The 17,839-nt window shown below is 67.6% G+C and carries 15 protein-coding genes and 1 riboswitch; of the genes, 10 read left to right on the top strand and 5 right to left on the bottom strand.

The genetic code is table 11. The features are described from left to right. Nucleotides 1-110 precede the first annotated feature (110 nt). From B7R87_RS24155 to B7R87_RS24140, 4 genes are all read right to left on the bottom strand, one after another. Nucleotides 111-1,115, bottom strand: a complete 1,005-nt coding sequence (locus B7R87_RS24155) for an ABC transporter permease (protein ID WP_040914067.1) — start codon at nucleotides 1,113-1,115, stop codon at nucleotides 111-113. Nucleotides 1,116-1,718: 603 nt separating this feature from the next. Then, complete coding sequence (locus B7R87_RS24150) at nucleotides 1,719-2,498, bottom strand: enhanced serine sensitivity protein SseB C-terminal domain-containing protein (RefSeq protein WP_006346426.1); 780 nt, start codon at nucleotides 2,496-2,498, stop codon at nucleotides 1,719-1,721. 382 nt (nucleotides 2,499-2,880) lie between these two features. Next, nucleotides 2,881-3,696, bottom strand: a complete 816-nt coding sequence (locus B7R87_RS24145) for an enhanced serine sensitivity protein SseB (RefSeq protein ID WP_006346427.1) — start codon at nucleotides 3,694-3,696, stop codon at nucleotides 2,881-2,883. Nucleotides 3,697-3,802: 106 nt separating this feature from the next. Continuing rightward, on the bottom strand, nucleotides 3,803-4,594 hold the full coding sequence (locus B7R87_RS24140; RefSeq protein ID WP_130585201.1) for an ATP-binding protein: 792 nt from the start codon (nucleotides 4,592-4,594) through the stop codon (nucleotides 3,803-3,805). A gap of 398 nt (nucleotides 4,595-4,992) precedes the next feature. Further along, nucleotides 4,993-5,087: riboswitch (glycine riboswitch) on the top strand. A 174-nt stretch (nucleotides 5,088-5,261) separates the two neighbouring features. Here B7R87_RS24140 and gcvT point away from each other — a divergent pair. The 10 genes from gcvT to B7R87_RS24090 all read left to right on the top strand — a co-directional run bounded on the left by gcvT (nucleotide 5,262) and on the right by B7R87_RS24090 (nucleotide 16,906). Next, entirely contained in the window at nucleotides 5,262-6,377 is a 1,116-nt protein-coding gene (gene gcvT / locus B7R87_RS24135; protein ID WP_006346429.1) for a glycine cleavage system aminomethyltransferase GcvT, read from the top strand. Nucleotides 6,378-6,535: 158 nt separating this feature from the next. Further along, nucleotides 6,536-6,913: a glycine cleavage system protein GcvH gene (gene gcvH / locus B7R87_RS24130; protein ID WP_006346430.1), complete on the top strand. Its 378-nt coding sequence runs from the start codon at nucleotides 6,536-6,538 to the stop codon at nucleotides 6,911-6,913. A 20-nt stretch (nucleotides 6,914-6,933) separates the two neighbouring features. Beyond that, the gene (gene glyA, locus B7R87_RS24125) at nucleotides 6,934-8,196 is read left to right on the top strand and encodes a serine hydroxymethyltransferase (protein ID WP_006346431.1); all 1,263 of its coding nucleotides are present in this window, start codon (nucleotides 6,934-6,936) and stop codon (nucleotides 8,194-8,196) included. Nucleotides 8,197-8,380: 184 nt separating this feature from the next. Beyond that, complete coding sequence (locus tag B7R87_RS24120; protein WP_006346432.1) at nucleotides 8,381-9,748, top strand: L-serine ammonia-lyase; 1,368 nt, start codon at nucleotides 8,381-8,383, stop codon at nucleotides 9,746-9,748. 621 nt (nucleotides 9,749-10,369) lie between these two features. After that, nucleotides 10,370-11,386 carry an ABC-three component system protein gene (locus B7R87_RS24115; protein ID WP_233168916.1) on the top strand — a complete coding sequence of 339 codons (1,017 nt, stop codon included), beginning with the start codon at nucleotides 10,370-10,372 and terminating at the stop codon, nucleotides 11,384-11,386. Beyond that, on the top strand, nucleotides 11,383-11,844 hold the full coding sequence (locus tag B7R87_RS24110; RefSeq protein WP_006346434.1) for an ABC-three component system middle component 2: 462 nt from the start codon (nucleotides 11,383-11,385) through the stop codon (nucleotides 11,842-11,844). The genes B7R87_RS24115 and B7R87_RS24110 overlap by 4 nt, the downstream gene beginning before the upstream one ends. Then, on the top strand, nucleotides 11,837-13,684 hold the full coding sequence (locus B7R87_RS24105; protein ID WP_006346435.1) for a coiled-coil domain-containing protein: 1,848 nt from the start codon (nucleotides 11,837-11,839) through the stop codon (nucleotides 13,682-13,684). Before B7R87_RS24110 ends, B7R87_RS24105 begins: the two co-directional genes overlap by 8 nt. A gap of 306 nt (nucleotides 13,685-13,990) precedes the next feature. Then, on the top strand, nucleotides 13,991-14,980 hold the full coding sequence (locus B7R87_RS24100; RefSeq protein ID WP_078902119.1) for a DUF4365 domain-containing protein: 990 nt from the start codon (nucleotides 13,991-13,993) through the stop codon (nucleotides 14,978-14,980). A 102-nt stretch (nucleotides 14,981-15,082) separates the two neighbouring features. Beyond that, nucleotides 15,083-15,823, top strand: coding sequence for an HNH endonuclease signature motif containing protein (locus tag B7R87_RS24095; RefSeq protein ID WP_078902120.1), 741 nt, complete (start codon nucleotides 15,083-15,085; stop codon nucleotides 15,821-15,823). A 144-nt stretch (nucleotides 15,824-15,967) separates the two neighbouring features. Beyond that, nucleotides 15,968-16,906, top strand: coding sequence for a DUF5655 domain-containing protein (locus B7R87_RS24090; protein ID WP_040914072.1), 939 nt, complete (start codon nucleotides 15,968-15,970; stop codon nucleotides 16,904-16,906). A 101-nt stretch (nucleotides 16,907-17,007) separates the two neighbouring features. Here the strand turns inward: B7R87_RS24090 and B7R87_RS24085 are convergent, their stop codons facing one another. Then, nucleotides 17,008-17,757 (bottom strand): DNA-methyltransferase, encoded by a 750-nt coding sequence (locus B7R87_RS24085; protein WP_006346439.1) that lies wholly within the window; start codon nucleotides 17,755-17,757, stop codon nucleotides 17,008-17,010. Nucleotides 17,758-17,839: the final 82 nt, after the last annotated feature.

Raw genomic sequence — 17,839 nt, 5'->3', positions numbered from 1 at the left:
AGTAGCGCGGTCCCTGCTCGACGCCGGGAAACCATCGGGGAGCCGCCTGACAGGTGTGGCAGGGGCACGTTCTGTTGTCTGCGGCGGCCGGGCGGGGCCGCCGGGGGTGCTCACCGGGTGCCCTTGGGGTCGAGCGCGTCCCGCACGCCGTCGCCGAAGAGGTTGAAGGCCAGCACCGTGATGAAGATCGCCAGGCCGGGGATCACCATGAAGGTCGGGTCGGACTCGTAGGTCTTGACCGCGGTGGAGAGCATCTGGCCCCAGGACGCGGTCGGCGGGCGGACACCGGCCCCGAGGAAGCTGAGCGCCGCCTCGGTGAGGATGTTGGTCGGGATCATCAGCGTCGCGTAGACGGTGATCGGGGCCACGAGGTTGGGCAGCAGTTCCTTGAAGAGGACGTAGCGGCGGCCCGCGCCCAGGCTGCGGGCGGCCTCGATGTACTCCTTCTCGCGCAGCGACAGGGTCTGGCCGCGCACGATGCGCCCGACGTAGGGCCAGCCGAAGAAGCCGATCACCGCGACCAGGATGGCGATTCTGACGCTGGACCCGGTGAGTCCGAACAGGTCGTTGGGCAACACCGCGACCAGGGAGATGATGAAGAGGAGCTGCGGGAAGGAGAGCAGCATGTCCATGACCCGGCTGATGATCGCGTCGACCCAGCCGCCGAAGTAACCGGCGACGATGCCGAAGAGGGTGCCGAGGAACACGGCCACGACCGCGGCGAGGAAGGCCACCAGCAGCGAGATCCGGGCCCCGTAGACCACCCGGCTGAAGACGTCGCGCCCGGTGTTCGGCTCGACGCCCAGCAGATGCTCGGAGCTGATGCCGCCGAAGTCGCCCTTCGGGGTGTTGAACAGCGGGTCCAGCTTGTCCTGGTGGAACTTGTTCGGCGGATGGCCGAAGAGGTCGACGATCAGCGGGGCGAAGACCGCGACGAGCACGAGGAAGATGACAACGATGCCGCCTGCCAGCGCCAGCTTGTCCCGCTTCAGCCGGGACCAGGCGATCTGCCGCAGAGACCGCCCTTCGACAGACTTCTTGACTACAGCCGCCGCGACCTCGCCGGTCGCGGTCTTCTCCGCGTCCGCGCTCGTGTCGTGCATTGGTGCCGTCATCGTGGTGGGGACCCCTCTCGGCCGGAGGTGACCGGCCCGTACCCGCCGCTGTAGCGGCTTCTTTCACAACATCTGGTGCACGTGGAGCAGTTGGTACAAGAAGTACGTTCGACCCGGCGGCACGCGGGGACGAATGTCCCCCTGCTGCGGGAGTCTTCAACGGTGCTGCGATCACTCGCCAGACCTCCCGGCCAATGGTTGCCCAAACGTGATGCATGGCGAGGGAATCCGTTATCCGGACGGTATCGGCGGCTGAGCGGGACGCCATCTCCCTTGGTACCCAGGGCAGTTGAGCCAGTTTCCGATTATCGGACAGTTGAGGTCCTGAGAATCCAAGGCGCCCCGGAAGCCGTATCCGCAGTTTCCTTGCCATGAACCTGATCTTGAGGGGAAACCCTAGGCGGGTCGGCGGACTCCGGCGCTCCCCGAACAGGTGCGCGACATTCGGCCGTCCGCAGGCCGGTCACGGTGTACCGGCCACCCGTCGGATGGCCGGAACGGTCGCAGGATGGGGGTTCCGGACGGTCTCCGGCCGTATGGTCACCGACCGGAGCCCGGCAGCGCGGAGGAGCCGGCGGGCATACCGCCGTGGAGGAGACGGGATCAGCGACCGGCGGCGGGCGGGTAGCCGTAGCCGGCGGGGGCGGCCTGGGCCTCGCGGTCGTAGAACGGCCGGGCATGGGCCAGCAGCCACATCCCCACCGGGTCGTACTCGTCGGAGAGCGCGACCGTCGACACCGGCAGCCCGTCGGGCACCGCCGCGATGGACTGCTGCATCATGGCCCGCACCGCGTCCACGGACGGACGGCTGGTGTCGTACAGGTCCAGCCCGATGGCCAGATAGGGGGCGCCGAGCGCGGGCTGCACCCAGGCTCGCCGCAGCGAGCGGACCGCCGGGGTCTGCTGGGCGTTCCGTGCCAGCAGGGCGTAGAACTGGGGGATGTCGATCGCCGGTTCGGAGAGCCGCAGCGGGCCTGCGGGCATCCGGTCGAGCCCGGTCGCGATCCGCCGCAGATCGGTCCACGGGATGCCGACCCCGCCGCCGGGGGCATGCGGATTGAGCCAGATGCCCCAGCGGTCGGGGTAGAGGGCGCGGGCGATGTCGAGCCCGCTGACCACCTCGTGGGCACGGCTCCAGCCCGACGCGGAGAGTTCCTGGGCGGAGGTGACGGCGGGCGCGTAGCCGTGGCCGTCGACCTCCAGATTGCCGTACTGGGCGTCCGGCGTGCCGGGACGGCCGTTCCACAGCAGCATCCAGATCCGGCCGCCGGCCGGATCGGCGAGGGCCGAGAGGAGCGCCTCGTACGCGTCGTAGCGCCCCGGCGTCACCTGGCGGAGCATGTGCTCGATCTGCCCGGCCGCGGCCGTGCCTGACGCGCTCACCCTGTCCCGCCCCTCTTGTCCCAACGGTCGTCCGTACCCCCGGGCCGCGGCCCGGACCGCCCCCAGCTTACGGCGCGCCCCTTCGTTTGGTGGCGTCCTCCGCGACGCGGCGGGGTCGTCGGCCGGTTCCCCGCGGACCGTACGGCGGGGCCTTCTGCTGCCCCGACAGGATCTAGGCCGTGTCTGACAAATCCCGTCTGGCCCGCGACGCCCGGCACGCACACTCTCCCCCTGTGCCCTTCGGGCACGGGAGGTGCCCCCAGCGTTGTCGGGATTTCCCGAGTACGTCCAGTACGAGGGAAACCCTCCGCCTTGCGATTGCACGCACCGACCGCCGCAGGCCCCGCCCTACGGGCGGACGACGCTATTTGTCAGACACGGCCTAGAGACGGGCCCCCGCGCCGCCGCGGAGACGGAGTTCGCCCTCGAAGAAGGGCCGTACCGAGGTACGGAACCAGTCGGCCACCGGATCGTCGGTCAGGTCCAGGAAGATCGTGTTCACCGGCCAGCGAACCGCGCAGCGGCCCAGGGCGCGGCCCAGGGCGTCGAGTACGGCCTCCGGGGTTCCGGCGGGGAAGAGCTGGACGCCGATGAAGAGCGCGGGGTCGTCGCCCTCGACGGAGGCCAGAGCCCGGCGCGCGGTGGCCACCACGCCCACCGCCCCGAACTCCTCCGACGCAGCCGCCAGGAAGTCCACCGGATCGTCCTGCCAGTCGGGTTCGGAGAGCCGGACCCGGCCGCCGCTCGCCGGGCCGTCCAGCGGGCTGTGCCCGGCCCTGCAGAGTTCGGCGACGGCGGCCGGCGGCAGCGGGACCCCGACGGTCCCGTCCGGATTGAGCACGATGCCGACCTGCGGCGGCAGTCCGCGGGCGAAGTCACGGGCGGGTGCGACCGTGTACGACATCAGCTCGCCGACGCAGGCCCGGTACTGCTCCTCGGAGCTGAAGACGGGGACGTAGGCCGCGCCGTCGATCTCGACCATCGGCAGGTCGAGTTCCCTGCTCTCGGGCCCGCCGCCGTTGGGCAGCGGCACCCAGACGGGGCTGCGGCCGAGCACCTCGACGACCCGGGCGCCCGCGCCCGGGTCGCCCAGGGAGGCGGCGAGGGTCTCCTCCAGCTCGTTGACCGGCCAGGGCGCGTACGGGCTGCCGGGCGCCCCTCCGTACGGTCGCGAGTCCGGTTGCTCCGCCACGTTCATCCCTGTTCGCCCTCTCCCCCCGGCCCCCCGGGTCCCCGCTCGGTGTGCCGACGACTCTAGTGGTACGGGAACGAGGTACGGGCGGCGGAAGAGGGCTCCGGGCGGGTCAGCCCGCGGTGAAGCCGATCCGGTCGAGCGCAGTCGCGGCGGGGCGGTCCAGCAGGATCACGGACGCGCAGCCGGCCGGGGCCCGGCCGGCCTCGGCGTCGGCGATCAGCCGGCCCGCGGCCCGCCGGTGGCGGGCGAAGGCGTATCCGGACACCCCGCGGCCGCGCTCCCGCTGGCCCTGGCGGGCCACCTCGGGCGGGACGTCGAGCAGCATCAGATGGAGTCCGGTGCCTCTGCGGCGGGCCTCGCGGGCCAGCCAGCGCCGGACCCAGGCCTGGGTGCCGCAGTCGTGGACCACGACGGACCGGCCGGACCGGAGCGCCCGGCGCAGCCCGGCGTAGTGGGCGAGGCGGACGAAGGGGCGGTAGAGGGCGTACGGGAGGAGGCGGGGCACGGCCGCGTCCCAGCGGTCCCGGGTGTCCTGGGAGTCGATTCCGCAGGCCGGACCGGCTTCCGTCGCGATACCGGGACCGGCCCCGGTATCGGATCCCTCCGGAGCGTCCGGTCCGCCCGGGGAAACGGAACCCGAACCGGAACCGGCGGCCGGGCGGGCTCCCGCCGCGGCGACCGCCCTTTTGATCAGGGTGGACTTTCCGCTGCCGGGCAGCCCGGAGACCACCACGAGATCGCCCGCCGCGAACGTGAGCGCCCGCGGCCCGCGGCCCGCGCGGCCCCGGAGATCGCGCAGCACGGGCGGTGCGTGCGCGCCCACCCGCTCCCGCACGGGCGCTGCCGGCTGTGCGGGCACCCCCGCGGTCGTGGCGTAGGCGCTGGAGCGCTGCAACGTCATCACACCCTCCTCCCCCATGGTCGGGTCACCCACACACATGCCCATGGAGCATCAACGGACCGTAAAGAAATGGTAATGAGATGCAAGCGATTTTTCCGGCATTTCCCGTGTTGCTCCTCGAATCCGTCTCACGTTCCTCCTGTCGTGTCGTGCGTTTCTCCCGGCTTCGCCCCGCACAGCGCCGTTTTCCCCGGTAAGACCGGTGTCACACCCGTAGCGGTTCCCCGCTGTCGTGCGCCCGTCCGCGCGCCGCTCCCGCCGCGCGCCCGTGACCAGCCGTCTCCACAAGCCCTAGAGCCGTCCCCCGGGCGTCCCCGTATCGAGAACAACCGGGCCGGGGCTCCCGCACTTCCCGTTCTGCGTGCAATGATGTGCGCGCCAACTGCATACCGGCCGTTCGAATCCGCGCGGGAGAGACCCGGAGCACGACTCCGGGCGCCGAAGGAGCAAGTTCCTCCCTTGAATCTCTCAGGCCCCGTACCGCGTGCGATGAGGCAGATCTGAAAAGCGGGCCGCATCGCCGGCCCCACCCAAGGTGCAAGTCGCGCCCTCCCGTCCGTACGTCCATCCGTACGCGGGGTCGCGACGAACCTCTCAGGTTCCGATGACAGATGGGGAGGAACGTCCTCGTCGTCATGGAATCCGTCATGCCTGGGAGAACCCGTTCATGAGCACTGCCCCCCGCCGTACCGCCCTCGACGCCCTGCACCGCTCCCTGGGTGCGACCATGACCGACTTCGCGGGCTGGGACATGCCGCTGCGGTACGCCAGTGAGCGCGAGGAGCACCAGGCCGTACGCACCCGGGCCGGGCTCTTCGACCTCTCCCACATGGGCGAGATCACCGTGTCCGGCCCTCAGGCCGTCGCCCTGCTGGACTACGCGCTGGTCGGCAACATCTCGACGGTCGGCCCCGGCCGCGCCCGCTACACGATGATCTGCCGCGAGGACGGCGGCATCCTCGACGATCTCATTGTGTACCGGACCGGTGACACGGAGTATCTGGTCGTGGCGAACGCGGGCAACGCCCAGACCGTGCTGGACGCGCTGACCGAGCGGTCCGCGGGCTTCGACGCGGAGGTGCGCGACGACCGCGACGCCTATGCGCTGATCGCCGTCCAGGGCCCCGAGGCCCCCGGAATCCTGAAGTCCGTCACGGACGCCGACCTCGACGGGCTGAAGTACTACGCGGGCCTGCCGGGCACGGTCGCCGGGGTTCCGGCGCTGATCGCCCGCACGGGCTACACCGGTGAGGACGGCTTCGAACTCTTCGTGGCGCCCGAGCACGCGGAGGGCCTGTGGCGGGCGCTGACCGAGGCGGGCGCGGACGCGGGCCTGGTGCCCTGCGGTCTGTCCTGCCGGGACACGCTGCGCCTGGAGGCGGGGATGCCGCTGTACGGGCACGAGCTGACGACCGCGCTCACCCCCTTCGACGCCGGTCTCGGCCGGGTGGTCAAGTTCGAGAAGGAGGGCGACTTCGTCGGGCGCAAGGCGCTGGAGGCCGCCGCCGAGCGGGCCGCGGGCACCCCGCCGCGTACCCTCGTCGGACTGGTCGCCCAGGGCCGCCGGGTGCCGCGCGCCGGATATCCGGTGGTGGCGGACGGCGCGGTGATCGGCGAGGTCACCTCCGGCGCCCCCTCCCCCACCCTCGGCAAGCCGATCGCCATGGCGTACGTGGACGCCGCGCACGCCGCGCCCGGGACCGCCGGGGTCGGGGTCGACATCCGCGGTGCGCACGAGCCGTACGAGGTCGTGGCGCTCCCCTTCTACCGCCGGCAGAAGTAACCCACCCGCGCCTCCTCTCCTCTTCATTCTTTCTGCCTCATCCGTCTTTCCCTGTTTCCCCGCCCCATGGCCGCCCGGACGCCGTACGTGACCAGATGCACGTCGCCACGGTCCGGGTCCGTTCATCCGCACCGTCCGCGTACAGGAGAATTCACCCCATGAGCAACCCCCAGCAGCTTCGCTACAGCAAGGAGCACGAGTGGCTGACGGCCGCCGAGGACGGCGTGTCGACGGTCGGGATCACCGAGTTCGCGGCCAACGCACTGGGTGATGTCGTGTTCGCACAGCTTCCCGAAGTGGGCGCGCAGGTCTCCGCGGGCGAGTCCTGCGGCGAGCTGGAGTCCACGAAGTCCGTCAGTGACCTGTACTCCCCGGTGTCGGGCGAGGTCACGGAGATCAACCAGGACGTCGTGGACGACCCCTCGCTGGTGAACAGCGCGCCCTTCGAGGGCGGCTGGCTGTTCAAGGTGCGCGTGGCGGAGGAGCCGGACGATCTGCTCTCCGCCGACGAGTACGCCGAGTTCACCAAGAGCTGACGACAGGGATACCTACCGATATGTCGCTTCTCAATACCCCTCTCCACGAGCTGGACCCGGATGTCGCCGCCGCCGTCGACGCCGAGCTCCACCGCCAGCAGTCCACGCTGGAGATGATCGCCTCCGAGAACTTCGCACCGGTCGCGGTGATGGAGGCCCAGGGTTCGGTCCTCACCAACAAGTACGCCGAGGGCTACCCCGGCCGCCGTTACTACGGCGGCTGCGAGCACGTCGACGTGGTCGAGCAGATCGCCATCGACCGGGTCAAGGCGCTGTTCGGCGCCGAGCACGCCAATGTCCAGCCCCACTCGGGCGCGCAGGCCAACGCGGCGGCGATGTTCGCCCTGCTGAAGCCCGGCGACACGATCATGGGTCTGAACCTCGCGCACGGCGGGCACCTCACCCACGGCATGAAGATCAACTTCTCGGGCAAGCTCTACAACGTGGTCGCGTACCACGTGGACGACGCCACCGGCCAGGTGGACATGACCGAGGTCGAGAAGCTGGCCAAGGAGTCCCGGCCCAAGCTGATCGTCGCGGGCTGGTCCGCCTATCCGCGGCAGCTCGACTTCGCCGCCTTCCGCCGGATCGCGGACGAGGTCGGCGCCTATCTGATGGTCGACATGGCCCACTTCGCGGGCCTGGTCGCGGCCGGGCTGCACCCGAACCCGGTGCCGCACGCCCATGTCGTGACCACGACCACGCACAAGACGCTGGGCGGCCCCCGCGGCGGTGTGATCCTCTCCACGGCCGAACTGGCCAAGAAGATCAACTCCGCGGTCTTCCCGGGTCAGCAGGGCGGCCCGCTGGAGCATGTCGTCGCCGCGAAGGCGGTCTCCTTCAAGGTCGCGGCCTCCGAGGAGTTCAAGGAGCGCCAGCAGCGCACCCTGGACGGCGCCAAGATCCTGGCCGAGCGCCTGGTGAAGGCGGACGTCACCGAGCACGGGGTCTCCGTCCTGTCCGGCGGCACCGACGTCCATCTGGTCCTGGTCGACCTGCGCCACTCGGAGCTGGACGGACAGCAGGCGGAGGACCGGCTCCACGAGGTCGGCATCACGGTCAACCGGAACGCGATCCCGAACGACCCGCGGCCGCCGATGGTCACCTCGGGTCTGCGGATCGGCACGCCCGCCCTGGCCACCCGCGGTTTCGGGGCGGACGACTTCCGCGAGGTCGCCGACATCATCGCGGAGACGCTGAAGCCCGGGTACGACGCCGAGGCCCTGCGCGGCCGGGTCACGGCCCTGGCGGACAAGCACCCGCTCTACCCCGGCCTGAAGTAACCCGTATTCGTACTTTTGTACGATCGTACGGACATCGGGGGCATCGCGCACACTGAAAGGTGAGCCGGTGCCCCCGCCGCGCTCCGCACCTCCGACCGCCCTTTCCCCAGAGCCTCACCCCTGCCCCACCCGCACCACCGCACCGTGGCAGACAACGGCGTCTCCCCACCCTCAGGAGTTTCACGTGGCCATCTCGGTCTTCGACCTGTTCTCGATAGGCATCGGCCCGTCCAGCTCGCACACGGTCGGCCCGATGCGCGCGGCGCGGATGTTCGCCCGCCGGCTGAAGAACGAGGGCCTGCTCGCCCACACCGCCGCCGTACGGGCGGAGCTGTACGGCTCCCTCGGCGCGACCGGCCACGGCCACGGCACCCCGAAGGCCGTACTGCTCGGCCTGGAGGGGAACTCCCCGCGCACGGTCGATGTGGAGACCGCCGACGAGCAGGTGGCGCAGATCAGGGAGTCCGGCCGGATCTCCCTGCTGGGCGCGCACGAGATCCCCTTCGACTTCGACGAGGACCTGGTGCTGCACCGCCGCAAGGCGCTGCCGTACCACGCCAACGGGATGACGATCCGGGCGTACGACGCCGACGGCGGCACGGTCCTGGAGAAGACGTACTACTCGGTCGGCGGCGGGTTCGTCGTCGACGACGACGCGGTCGGCGAGGACCGCATCAAGCTCGACGACACCGTGCTGAAGTACCCCTTCCGCACCGGCGACGAGCTGCTCCGGCTCGCCCGGGAGACGGGTCTGTCCATCTCGTCCCTGATGCTGGAGAACGAGAAGGCCTGGCGCACGGAGGAGGAGATCCGTACCGGGCTGCTGGAGATCTGGCAGGTCATGCAGGCGTGCGTGGCGCGCGGGCTGTCCCGAGAGGGCATCCTGCCGGGCGGGCTGAAGGTCCGCCGCCGGGCCGCGAACACGGCCCGCCAGCTGCGGGCCGAAGGCGATCCCGCGGCCCTGGCGATGGAGTGGATCACCCTCTACGCGATGGCCGTCAACGAGGAGAACGCAGCGGGCGGCCGGGTCGTCACGGCCCCCACCAACGGCGCGGCGGGCATCATCCCGGCGGTGCTCCACCACTACATGAACTTCGTGCCCGGCGCCGACGAGGACGGCATCGTACGGTTCCTGCTGGCGGCCGGCGCGATCGGCATGCTCTTCAAGGAGAACGCCTCCATCTCCGGCGCCGAGGTCGGCTGCCAGGGCGAGGTCGGCTCGGCCTGCTCGATGGCGGCGGGCGCCCTCGCCGAGGTCCTCGGCGGCACCGCCGCCCAAGTGGAGAACGCGGCCGAGATCGGCATGGAGCACAACCTGGGCCTGACCTGCGACCCGGTGGGCGGTCTGGTGCAGATCCCGTGCATCGAGCGCAACGGCATGGCGGCGGTGAAGGCCGTCACGGCGGCAAAGATGGCGATGCGCGGCGACGGCAGCCATCTGGTCTCCCTCGACAAGGTCATCAAGACCATGAAGGAGACGGGCGCGGACATGTCGGTCAAGTACAAGGAGACGGCGCGGGGCGGGCTCGCGGTGAACATCATCGAGTGCTGATGAAATAGGCCCTGACCAGTGCTTTTGTGTCTTTCAGCGCTGTCAGGGCCTTCCCTGCTTGCACGGTGGAATGTCCCTGGATTAGCCCTGGGGCAAGCGTGAAAGTCCCTGAAAAGTCCCTGGGAAATCCCTGCGCAAGCAGTCTTCCGGATGGCCCAGGGCAGGGCCCCAGTCCCTCGGAAGGTGGAGGTCGCGTCCGCTGCCAGAGCTGGGACGGGACGCTCTGCCTGGCCCTGATGCAATGATCTTGATGTGGCTGGTGTGACGACGGCATTCGAGTCGTCGTGGACAGCCCCGCTCTCCGAGCTGAGCCTGTGTGCGCCTTCAGGAAGCCGACGACGGCTGAGCGGCGGGGATGCGGACGCGATCTGCAGTGGCCAGCCTGGAGCCTTCCGCTGGAGGCCAGAGCACTGCCGGTCGCGGCTTATTGGCGAACGAACCCGACCATGCAGCAGTTCGCGCCGCTGTTCGGGTCTGGATGTGGCTCCGTCCCGGTGATATCTGTGGAGATCGCCAAGCGCAGCAAGGGGGGATGGCGTGACGAGCCAGCATGACGGCCAGCCGGGGGGCGAGGAGCCGCGGGCACTGACAGTGCTGCCGCCTAGGCTAAGCATGCCGAGGATGGCGACGCCGAAGCAGACGGTCACTCTCCTGTACGACCCCACTGAGTTCGAGGAGTTCGTGAAGGAATGGGTGCCGACGCAGGGGGTGAAGTACGACCTCGTTGAACGGCAGGGAGGGTCGGGGGACCACGGTATCGACGTGGCTGGCTTCCTGACGCAGGCGAAGCTGGAGGGGGAATGGCACAACTACCAGTGCAAGCAGTACGCGCGGGATCTGACTTGGGCCATTGCGGCCCAGGAGATGCGGAAGATGTTCGTGGCCGCCGCGGCCGGTCACTTCACCGTCCCCAGCCGCTACGTCTTCGTTGCTCTCACCTTCGCTGTCAGCCTGAAGCGCCTCATCTCGAAGCCGTCCGAGTGCCGGGCGAAGTTCCTGGAGGACCTGTCCACGACCAAGGACAAGCTCGTGGCCAAACTCGATGATGACGAGCGCCGTAGAGTCGTGGAGCTGGCGGAAGGCACCGACTTCGGCATGTTCTCGTGCATCGATCTCGATCAGGTGCTCGAAGAGCACATGACCACGCCGCACTGGCTCGCGCGATTCCCGCACGTTCCGCCGGCGAGCGGGCCGATGAAGCTGACTCCTCCCGAGCTGCCCCGGCACGACGAGGCACGGTATGTGCAGCGCCTCGTCGATGTCTACCGGGAGCGGTTCCCGGACAAGATAGACAGTCTGGAGCAGGTCGACGACGTAGCCGAGGCCAAGGGGCATCTTCTGCGGCAGCGGGTGGCCTTCTTCGCCGCAGAGTCGGTGCGCGTTTTCGCGCGGGATTCGACCACATCAGACTACTTTGACCAGGTTAAAGAGGATGTCTACACGATTGTCGTGGAGGAGGCGGAGCGGGCCCATCCGAATGGCTGGGAACGGCACGCAGCCGTCACGATCTGCGCGGGCACCGTGGAGGTGACCGAGACGGTCCTCAAGCCCTACGTGGGACCGGAGGTCCGCAAGGGGGTCTGTCACCACCTGGCCAACGACAACCGCCTTATCTGGTGCCGGGAGGGAGAACAGTGACCCCGCTCAACAGCCCACTCGAGGTCGGCGTGCGCGCCCTTGTCCTCCTGGCCGAGAGCCACCCCCAGCCCTTGGACCTCGCACAGCTCGTCGCTCTGGACTACCTCGTACTCCACAGCGGCGAGTTCGGCGGCCCGCGCAGCCTCCATCCCGACCTGCCGACCCGGGAGGGCGAGCTCGGCAGGAAGCGAGAACTCCTCGAACAAGGTCTTCTCGTGCTGATCCGGGCCGGGCTGGCCGACATCGTCAGCAGCGACGACGGCCTCATGTACGCGGCAACGGAAAACGGCCCCACCTTCATCGAAGTGCTGGAAGCCCCATACATCGCATCGCTGCGCGAACGCGCCGAGTGGGCTCTCCGCCACTACGCCTCCCCCGCGCACGCCCGCAGCGTGACCCATCAGATCATCAACCGCGCCGCAACAGGCTCCGCATCCGAAGGGGCCGGCCATGGCTGACCTGCGTCTGACACACCTCACCTACGCCTCCGCGACCAAGCCGCTCGCCACAGTGGACTTCGACCCGTCCCTCACCGTCGTCTACGGCGCCTCAGACACCGGCAAATCGTTCGTCGCGGAGTCCATCGAGTACATGCTCGGCGGCAGCAAGCTCGACCTCGTCTCCGAAGCCGAGGGATACAGCCAGATCCTCCTCGGCCTCGAACTCGACGACGGTACCCCGCTCACCCTGCTGCGCGTCCCGGACAGCAATGCCATCCACGTGCACTGGGCCGACCTGCGGGAACAGGTCACCCGTCCCTCCGACTTCGACGTCACGGCCAAGCACACCGCGCGCAGCAAGAACAGCCTCTCCCAGTTCCTCCTGGGCCACCTGGGATGGGACGACCTGCGCATCCGCACGAACGACGCAGGCAGCACGCGCGAGCTGCGCCTGAGCGACCTGGTGCACCTCTCGGTCGTTCCCGAGAACCGCATGGTCGACAAACGCTCCCCGGTCCTGCACTCCTTCTCGGCCAGTGGGAAGACCGCAGCGGCCTCCGCCATGCGGCTGCTGCTGACCGGGGAAGGCGAGGCCGAAGCCACCACCGGGATGAACGCCGGCCAGCGCCGAGTCAACAAAGGGCAGGTCGGCCTCCTCGACCGGATCATCGTCGACCTGCAGAACAAGCTCAGTACCTCCGAGAACGTCCAGGAACTCCGCGACCGGCACCGGCGCCTGCAGACAACCATCGACGGCTACTCCCGCGCAGTCGAGACCATCACCCAACAGCACTTGAACTCCGTGGCCGAACGTATGTCGGTCACGGAGGGGCTGGCCGGGATAGAAGTGCGTCTGGCCGAGGTCGGCGACCTCATGTCCCGGTTCACTCTGCTGGAAGAGCAGTACCGCTCCGACATCGACCGGCTCATCATGGTCACCGAAGCCGGCAACCTCCTGGGGTTCTTCAAGGTCGGCACCTGCGTCTTCTGCGGCGCCGAACCCGAACACCAGCACCCCGATCACAGCGAACGCGAGACGACCCAGCTGCATCTCGCAGTGGAGACCGAGATCGCCAAGACCACCTCCCTCCTCGATGACCTTCGGCCGACCATGCGCGACCTCCACAGCCAGTTCGAAGAACTCAGCAGCCGCAGGGAGGAGTTGAAGGCATCCGCTGCTCGCCTCGACGCGGATATCTCCATTACTCGAGGGCGGCTCGCCCCACTGCGTGAGGACATGGACCAGCATCTTGAGGTCCGCTCGGCCATCGAACGTGACCTGGACCTTCACCAGCGCATCGAGGAACTGGAAGAACGCCGGTCGCAGCTGGACGGTGAAGCCGCAACGCCCACCCACCGGCCCGCCGAGTACATTCCGAACCGGGTACTCTCCGCGTTTGATCACGTCCTCCAGGGCACGCTAGAGGCGTGGAAGGTGCCCTCTGTCGAGTTCGCGGAGTACGACCAGTACCAGATGGAGATCAGGGCAGGTAACCGACTGCGGGCCTCTCGGGGCAAAGGCGTCCGCTCCGTGCTGCACTCCGCATTCACCACGGCCCTGGCCCACTACTGCCGTGAGCATGACCGGCCGCACCCCGGACTCGTCGTCCTCGACTCGCCCGTCGTCACCTACCGCGGCCCCCACAGCGACCCCCAGAGCGACGCCCCAGGCGACGACGTACCGATGACATCGACCGTCGTTGATCACTTCTACCGCAACATGCTCACCTTCCCAGGACAGGTGATCATCTTCGAGAACGGTGACCCTCCCCGCGATGTCATCGCCCAAGCCCGCACCCACCGGTTCGGCCTGCAAGAAGGCGACCGTGCTGGCTTCTTCCCTTCAAGCGCAGGTTAGGCGGTCAGGACCGGGAGCGGCTGAGGTCACGAGCTGCGAGCTGCTACGCGGCTCGGCGTCATCTGAGGTGCGTTCCGGGCAGCGCGCTGGGATAACGGTGGAGGTATCGCCGTTGCCGCAGTAGCAGGCGTGCGCCGTGTGTTGCTCGCCTGCACAACCTTTCCACAGACACCGCTTACTCAAGGCAAGGTGGTCTGCACGGTCACCGTGTCCGCTGACAGTGCGCCATATCGCTAGTCAGATTCGCGGATCGGTGAGCCTGGAAGGCTAGAACCTCGTTATCGTGACAGCGAGCGGAGGGGGAGCATGGCACGGGTTAGGCAGAACCGAATCATCGAGCGAGCTGGCGTGAACGCCGTGCGGACACTGCTGGAAGCTCATGGTCACATTGTCCAAGAGATCGAAGGCGGAAACGATCACGGCGAAGATCTACATGTACTTCTTACGAGGTCGGGACGTCGGACGGGTCACGTTCTTGCCATTCAAGTGAAGGCGGGCAATAAATACAAGCGCGCCAAGGATTACACGTTGCCGATTGACGATCACCACGAGGACTGGAAGGAAAGTAGAATTCCAGTCGTGGGGATTGTGTATGACGTGACCACGAAGGCGCTTGTCTGGGTTAACCTAACCGAGGAACTCAATAAAACGACCAACCCCGTCAAGCGAATCATAATACCTCCAACTTCTCGCTTGAACTCGGACACCATCCTTGACTTTGCGGCCCAGATCGAGGGTTACATCGACTCAACCGGGATGAAGCTCCGAGATTTCACGTTAGAGGAAGCGTTCGCGGCGATTTCTCGCGCACTAGACGGCCTTGATCCTAACAAGGCACCGAATCCGCTCTTCGAGGGCTGGGCGGAAATCTTGCTTCGCCACGAGCTGCCAGCAAAGCGGATTGCGCGATTGTCATTTCAAGTTTCCCCGCTACTTCTCCTTGCCTTCCTACTGGTGTTCGAGTGGCCCCATCAGGTGCGATTCGTAAGAAATTACACGGAACTGAATCCCGTCCTTACCGTCGGCGGCCTCTACATTTTCATTTCCTGGCTAGCCCTGACGATCTTCTTTGAGCTACGAGCAAAAAGACGACCAAAGGAAACAGGTAACTGGCTTATCACTACCTGCACACTCTACCTCTGGGTTCCCGTCATAGATGACGGTAGCGCACCGGAATGGATGGGTGACTCCCTGATTGTATCCAGTGTACTGATCTCACACTTTGGCCTCCTCACCCTTCTGACTTTTTACGTGAAGCAGGAAATGGAAAGAAAGAAGCACCGACTCCCGAAATAGGGTCACCCTCTGCTCACAAATTTCAAAGCCTCCCGAAATCGGGCAAATTTCACCTTCCCTGCATGGCGCGCACCCTCTCAGGCTTAACTCACCTCATCTAGCATGATGCACATGCCTGCCAACCGACCTGCAGTTCCTCGTAAGTTGGACCGTCGGCTTCGCGTGGAAGCTGGCCATCGCTGTGCCATACCGACCTGTCGGGTGCCCATTCTCGAAATTGCCCACATCCAGCGCTGGGAGGAGGTACGGCAACATGAGTTCGAGAACATGATCGCCCTCTGCCCTAACTGCCATACACTCTTCGATCGAGGCCATATCGACCGCTTGTCCATGCTCCAATACAAGGCGAACCTGAGCCCGTTTTCTCCGTATGCTCTCGCTGCACATCCTGAGCACATTGACTTCTTGGCGACCTACCAAAAGTTCCGTGCGTTCATTCAGATGTGGCTTGCAGGTGCCCTCGCATTTCGGGCAGCGAAGCAGCAAGGCTCTTCAAGCAGTGAACTCCGACGTAGGTTTGAAGCGGTCGGCCAAGCGGCTGAGGAGGCCGGTTATGCCCTGCTCTGCTTGGGTGCGGTGTCACCGGCCAATGTGTCGAAGCTGGCCGATCAGATTTTGGACGCGGCCATGAGAAGTTCCTGCAAGACCATGGACGGGGAGACCCCCGCCGCCTTCCTCCCTACAGGACCAGCCTCTGATGATATTCCTGCGATGTGGGCAGACCTCGACCACAAAATCCACGAGGTGATAAACAAGCCTGCCCCGAAGACGCTCAAAGTAATGCCCCGGCGTCCGATCCTTCTGGAGGATCTCGTGGACAAGGGTGGCCACGGCGAGGGGTGACGTGACGACACCAGAGCCCGTCCCTAGGCCAGTAGGCATCACCGCCAGCGCTGCCTGCTTGGTCACGTTTCCATATCGGCGGAATATCCGCTGGTCCCGGGGGATTCTCTGCCCAGTCGATCTGCCGATGGGCTGGGGGTTCGTGTGGGTGATCTGAGGGCGTTCCGTGTGGATGGCGGGCGTGCGGTGGAGATGTCGGGTTCGTCGGTGGCGCTGGAGCGGGAGCTGCAGTCGCTCATTGAGGGGAACATGGAGGCGATGCTGGGGATCCGGTTTCTGGCGTCGGAGTACGAGACGGGCCGGCACCGGGGGCGGATCGACTCGCTGGGGCTGGACGAGACCGGGGCGCCGGTGATCGTCGAGTACAAGCGGACCCGGGACAAAGAGGTGGTGACGCAGGCGCTGTCGTATCTGGCGTGGCTGAACGACAGCCACGCGGAGTTCGAGGGCCTGGTGCGGGACCGTCTCGGGGCGGAGGCGGCGGGGTCGGTGGACTGGAGCCGTCCGCGGATCGTGTGCGTGGCGGGGGATTTCACGCCGCACACGGTGGTGGCGCTGGAGATGATCCGGCACCGGATCGACCTGGTGGCGTACCGGGTGTTCGAGGACGTGGTCACGCTGCGGCTGGTCGCCTCGTTCACCGGCTCGTCCAGCACTCCGGTCGTTCCCCGTTCCCGTGCAGTCCCCGGAGCGACCGTCCCGGTGGAGGAGGTGCCGACTTCTGGTGGGGGCAAGACGGCGCAGCAGCACCTGGACGCGGCGCCGCAGGAGCTGAAGGACCTGTTCGCGGACCTGGACGCGGTGCTGACGGAGTCGGGCTCGGTGCAGCGGGAGGCCCTCCAGTGCTACTTCGGGTACCGGCGGATGAAGAACGTGGCGTCGGTGAAGGTGCAGCCCCGGAAGCGGACGCTGGTGGTGACGCTGAAGGTGGACCCGGACTCGGTGGAGCTGGTTGAGGGCTTCACCCGGGACGTCCGCGGTATCGGATTCCACGGCACGGGGGCTCTGGAGGTGCGGATCAGATCGCACGCCGATCTGGAGCGGGCCGGGGACCTGATCCGGCGGAGCGTCGAGGCCGGCTGACCCCGGCGCTGGCGTGGTGAGGGCGGTTGCCGTGCCCCGGAGCACCGGGTTCGGCAACCGCCCTCTTCTTGTTTCCGCCCCAGTCCGGGGCGCGGGTCTGTTCACTGCTCCGGTCCGGCGAGGTCGACGTCGTCCCGGGTGAGGACGGCCTCGCGCAGGCGCTGCTCGGCGACTTCGGCGTAGTGGTCGGACAGCTCGATTCCGATGAAGCTCCGGCCCTCCTTCAGCGCGGCGACTCCGGTGGAGCCGGAGCCGGTGAAGGGGTCGAGGACGGTTCCGCCGGGGCGGGCAACCTGGACGAGCTGGCGCATCACCTCGACCGGCTTCTGGGTGATGTGGACCCGGCCCTTGCGGGGCTGGGAGGCGACGTAGTGGCCCGGAAGGTAGAGATCGCGGGTCTTGTCGAGGGTGCCCTTAACACCCCAGAGGATGAACTCCGAATCCTGCTTCGGCCCACCCTTCCTCGGCCGGGACGCAGGCTTGATCCACGGGATGGTGCCGGACCAGGTCCAGCCCGCCATCTGCAGCGCGTCCGACGTAGTCGGCTCCTGCCTCCAGTCCGTGAACACCATCACCACCGCGTGCTCGCGGGCCGCCCGGTACGACTCGGTCAGCAGGTCGGTCAGCCACGCCCGGTACGAGCGCTGGTCGCGGTTCTCGCCCGGGAAGTTCGCCAGATCGTGGCCGGCGTCCCCGCTGGTGTACTTCGCCCGCGCGGTCCGGGCGGTGCGCTCCGAGGATGTCCGCCCGCCGGAGTTGTACGGCGGGTCGGTGATCACTGCGTCGACGGACTCGTCGGGCAGGGTCTTCAGGACGGTGAGCGCGTCGCCTCGGTGCAGGGTGTACGGCACGGCGGTTTCTCCTTCGGGAAAGACGGCTGCACGCCCGCTGGATTCATGAGCGCATGCGGGCGCTGCCCGCTCGAAAACCCTG

The sequence above is a fragment of the Streptomyces tsukubensis genome (assembly GCF_003932715.1).
In the GTDB taxonomy this organism is placed as follows: domain Bacteria; phylum Actinomycetota; class Actinomycetes; order Streptomycetales; family Streptomycetaceae; genus Streptomyces; species Streptomyces tsukubensis.
The sequence above is the reverse complement of the archived record's forward strand: the minus strand, read 5'-3'. Positions and strand labels throughout refer to the sequence as shown.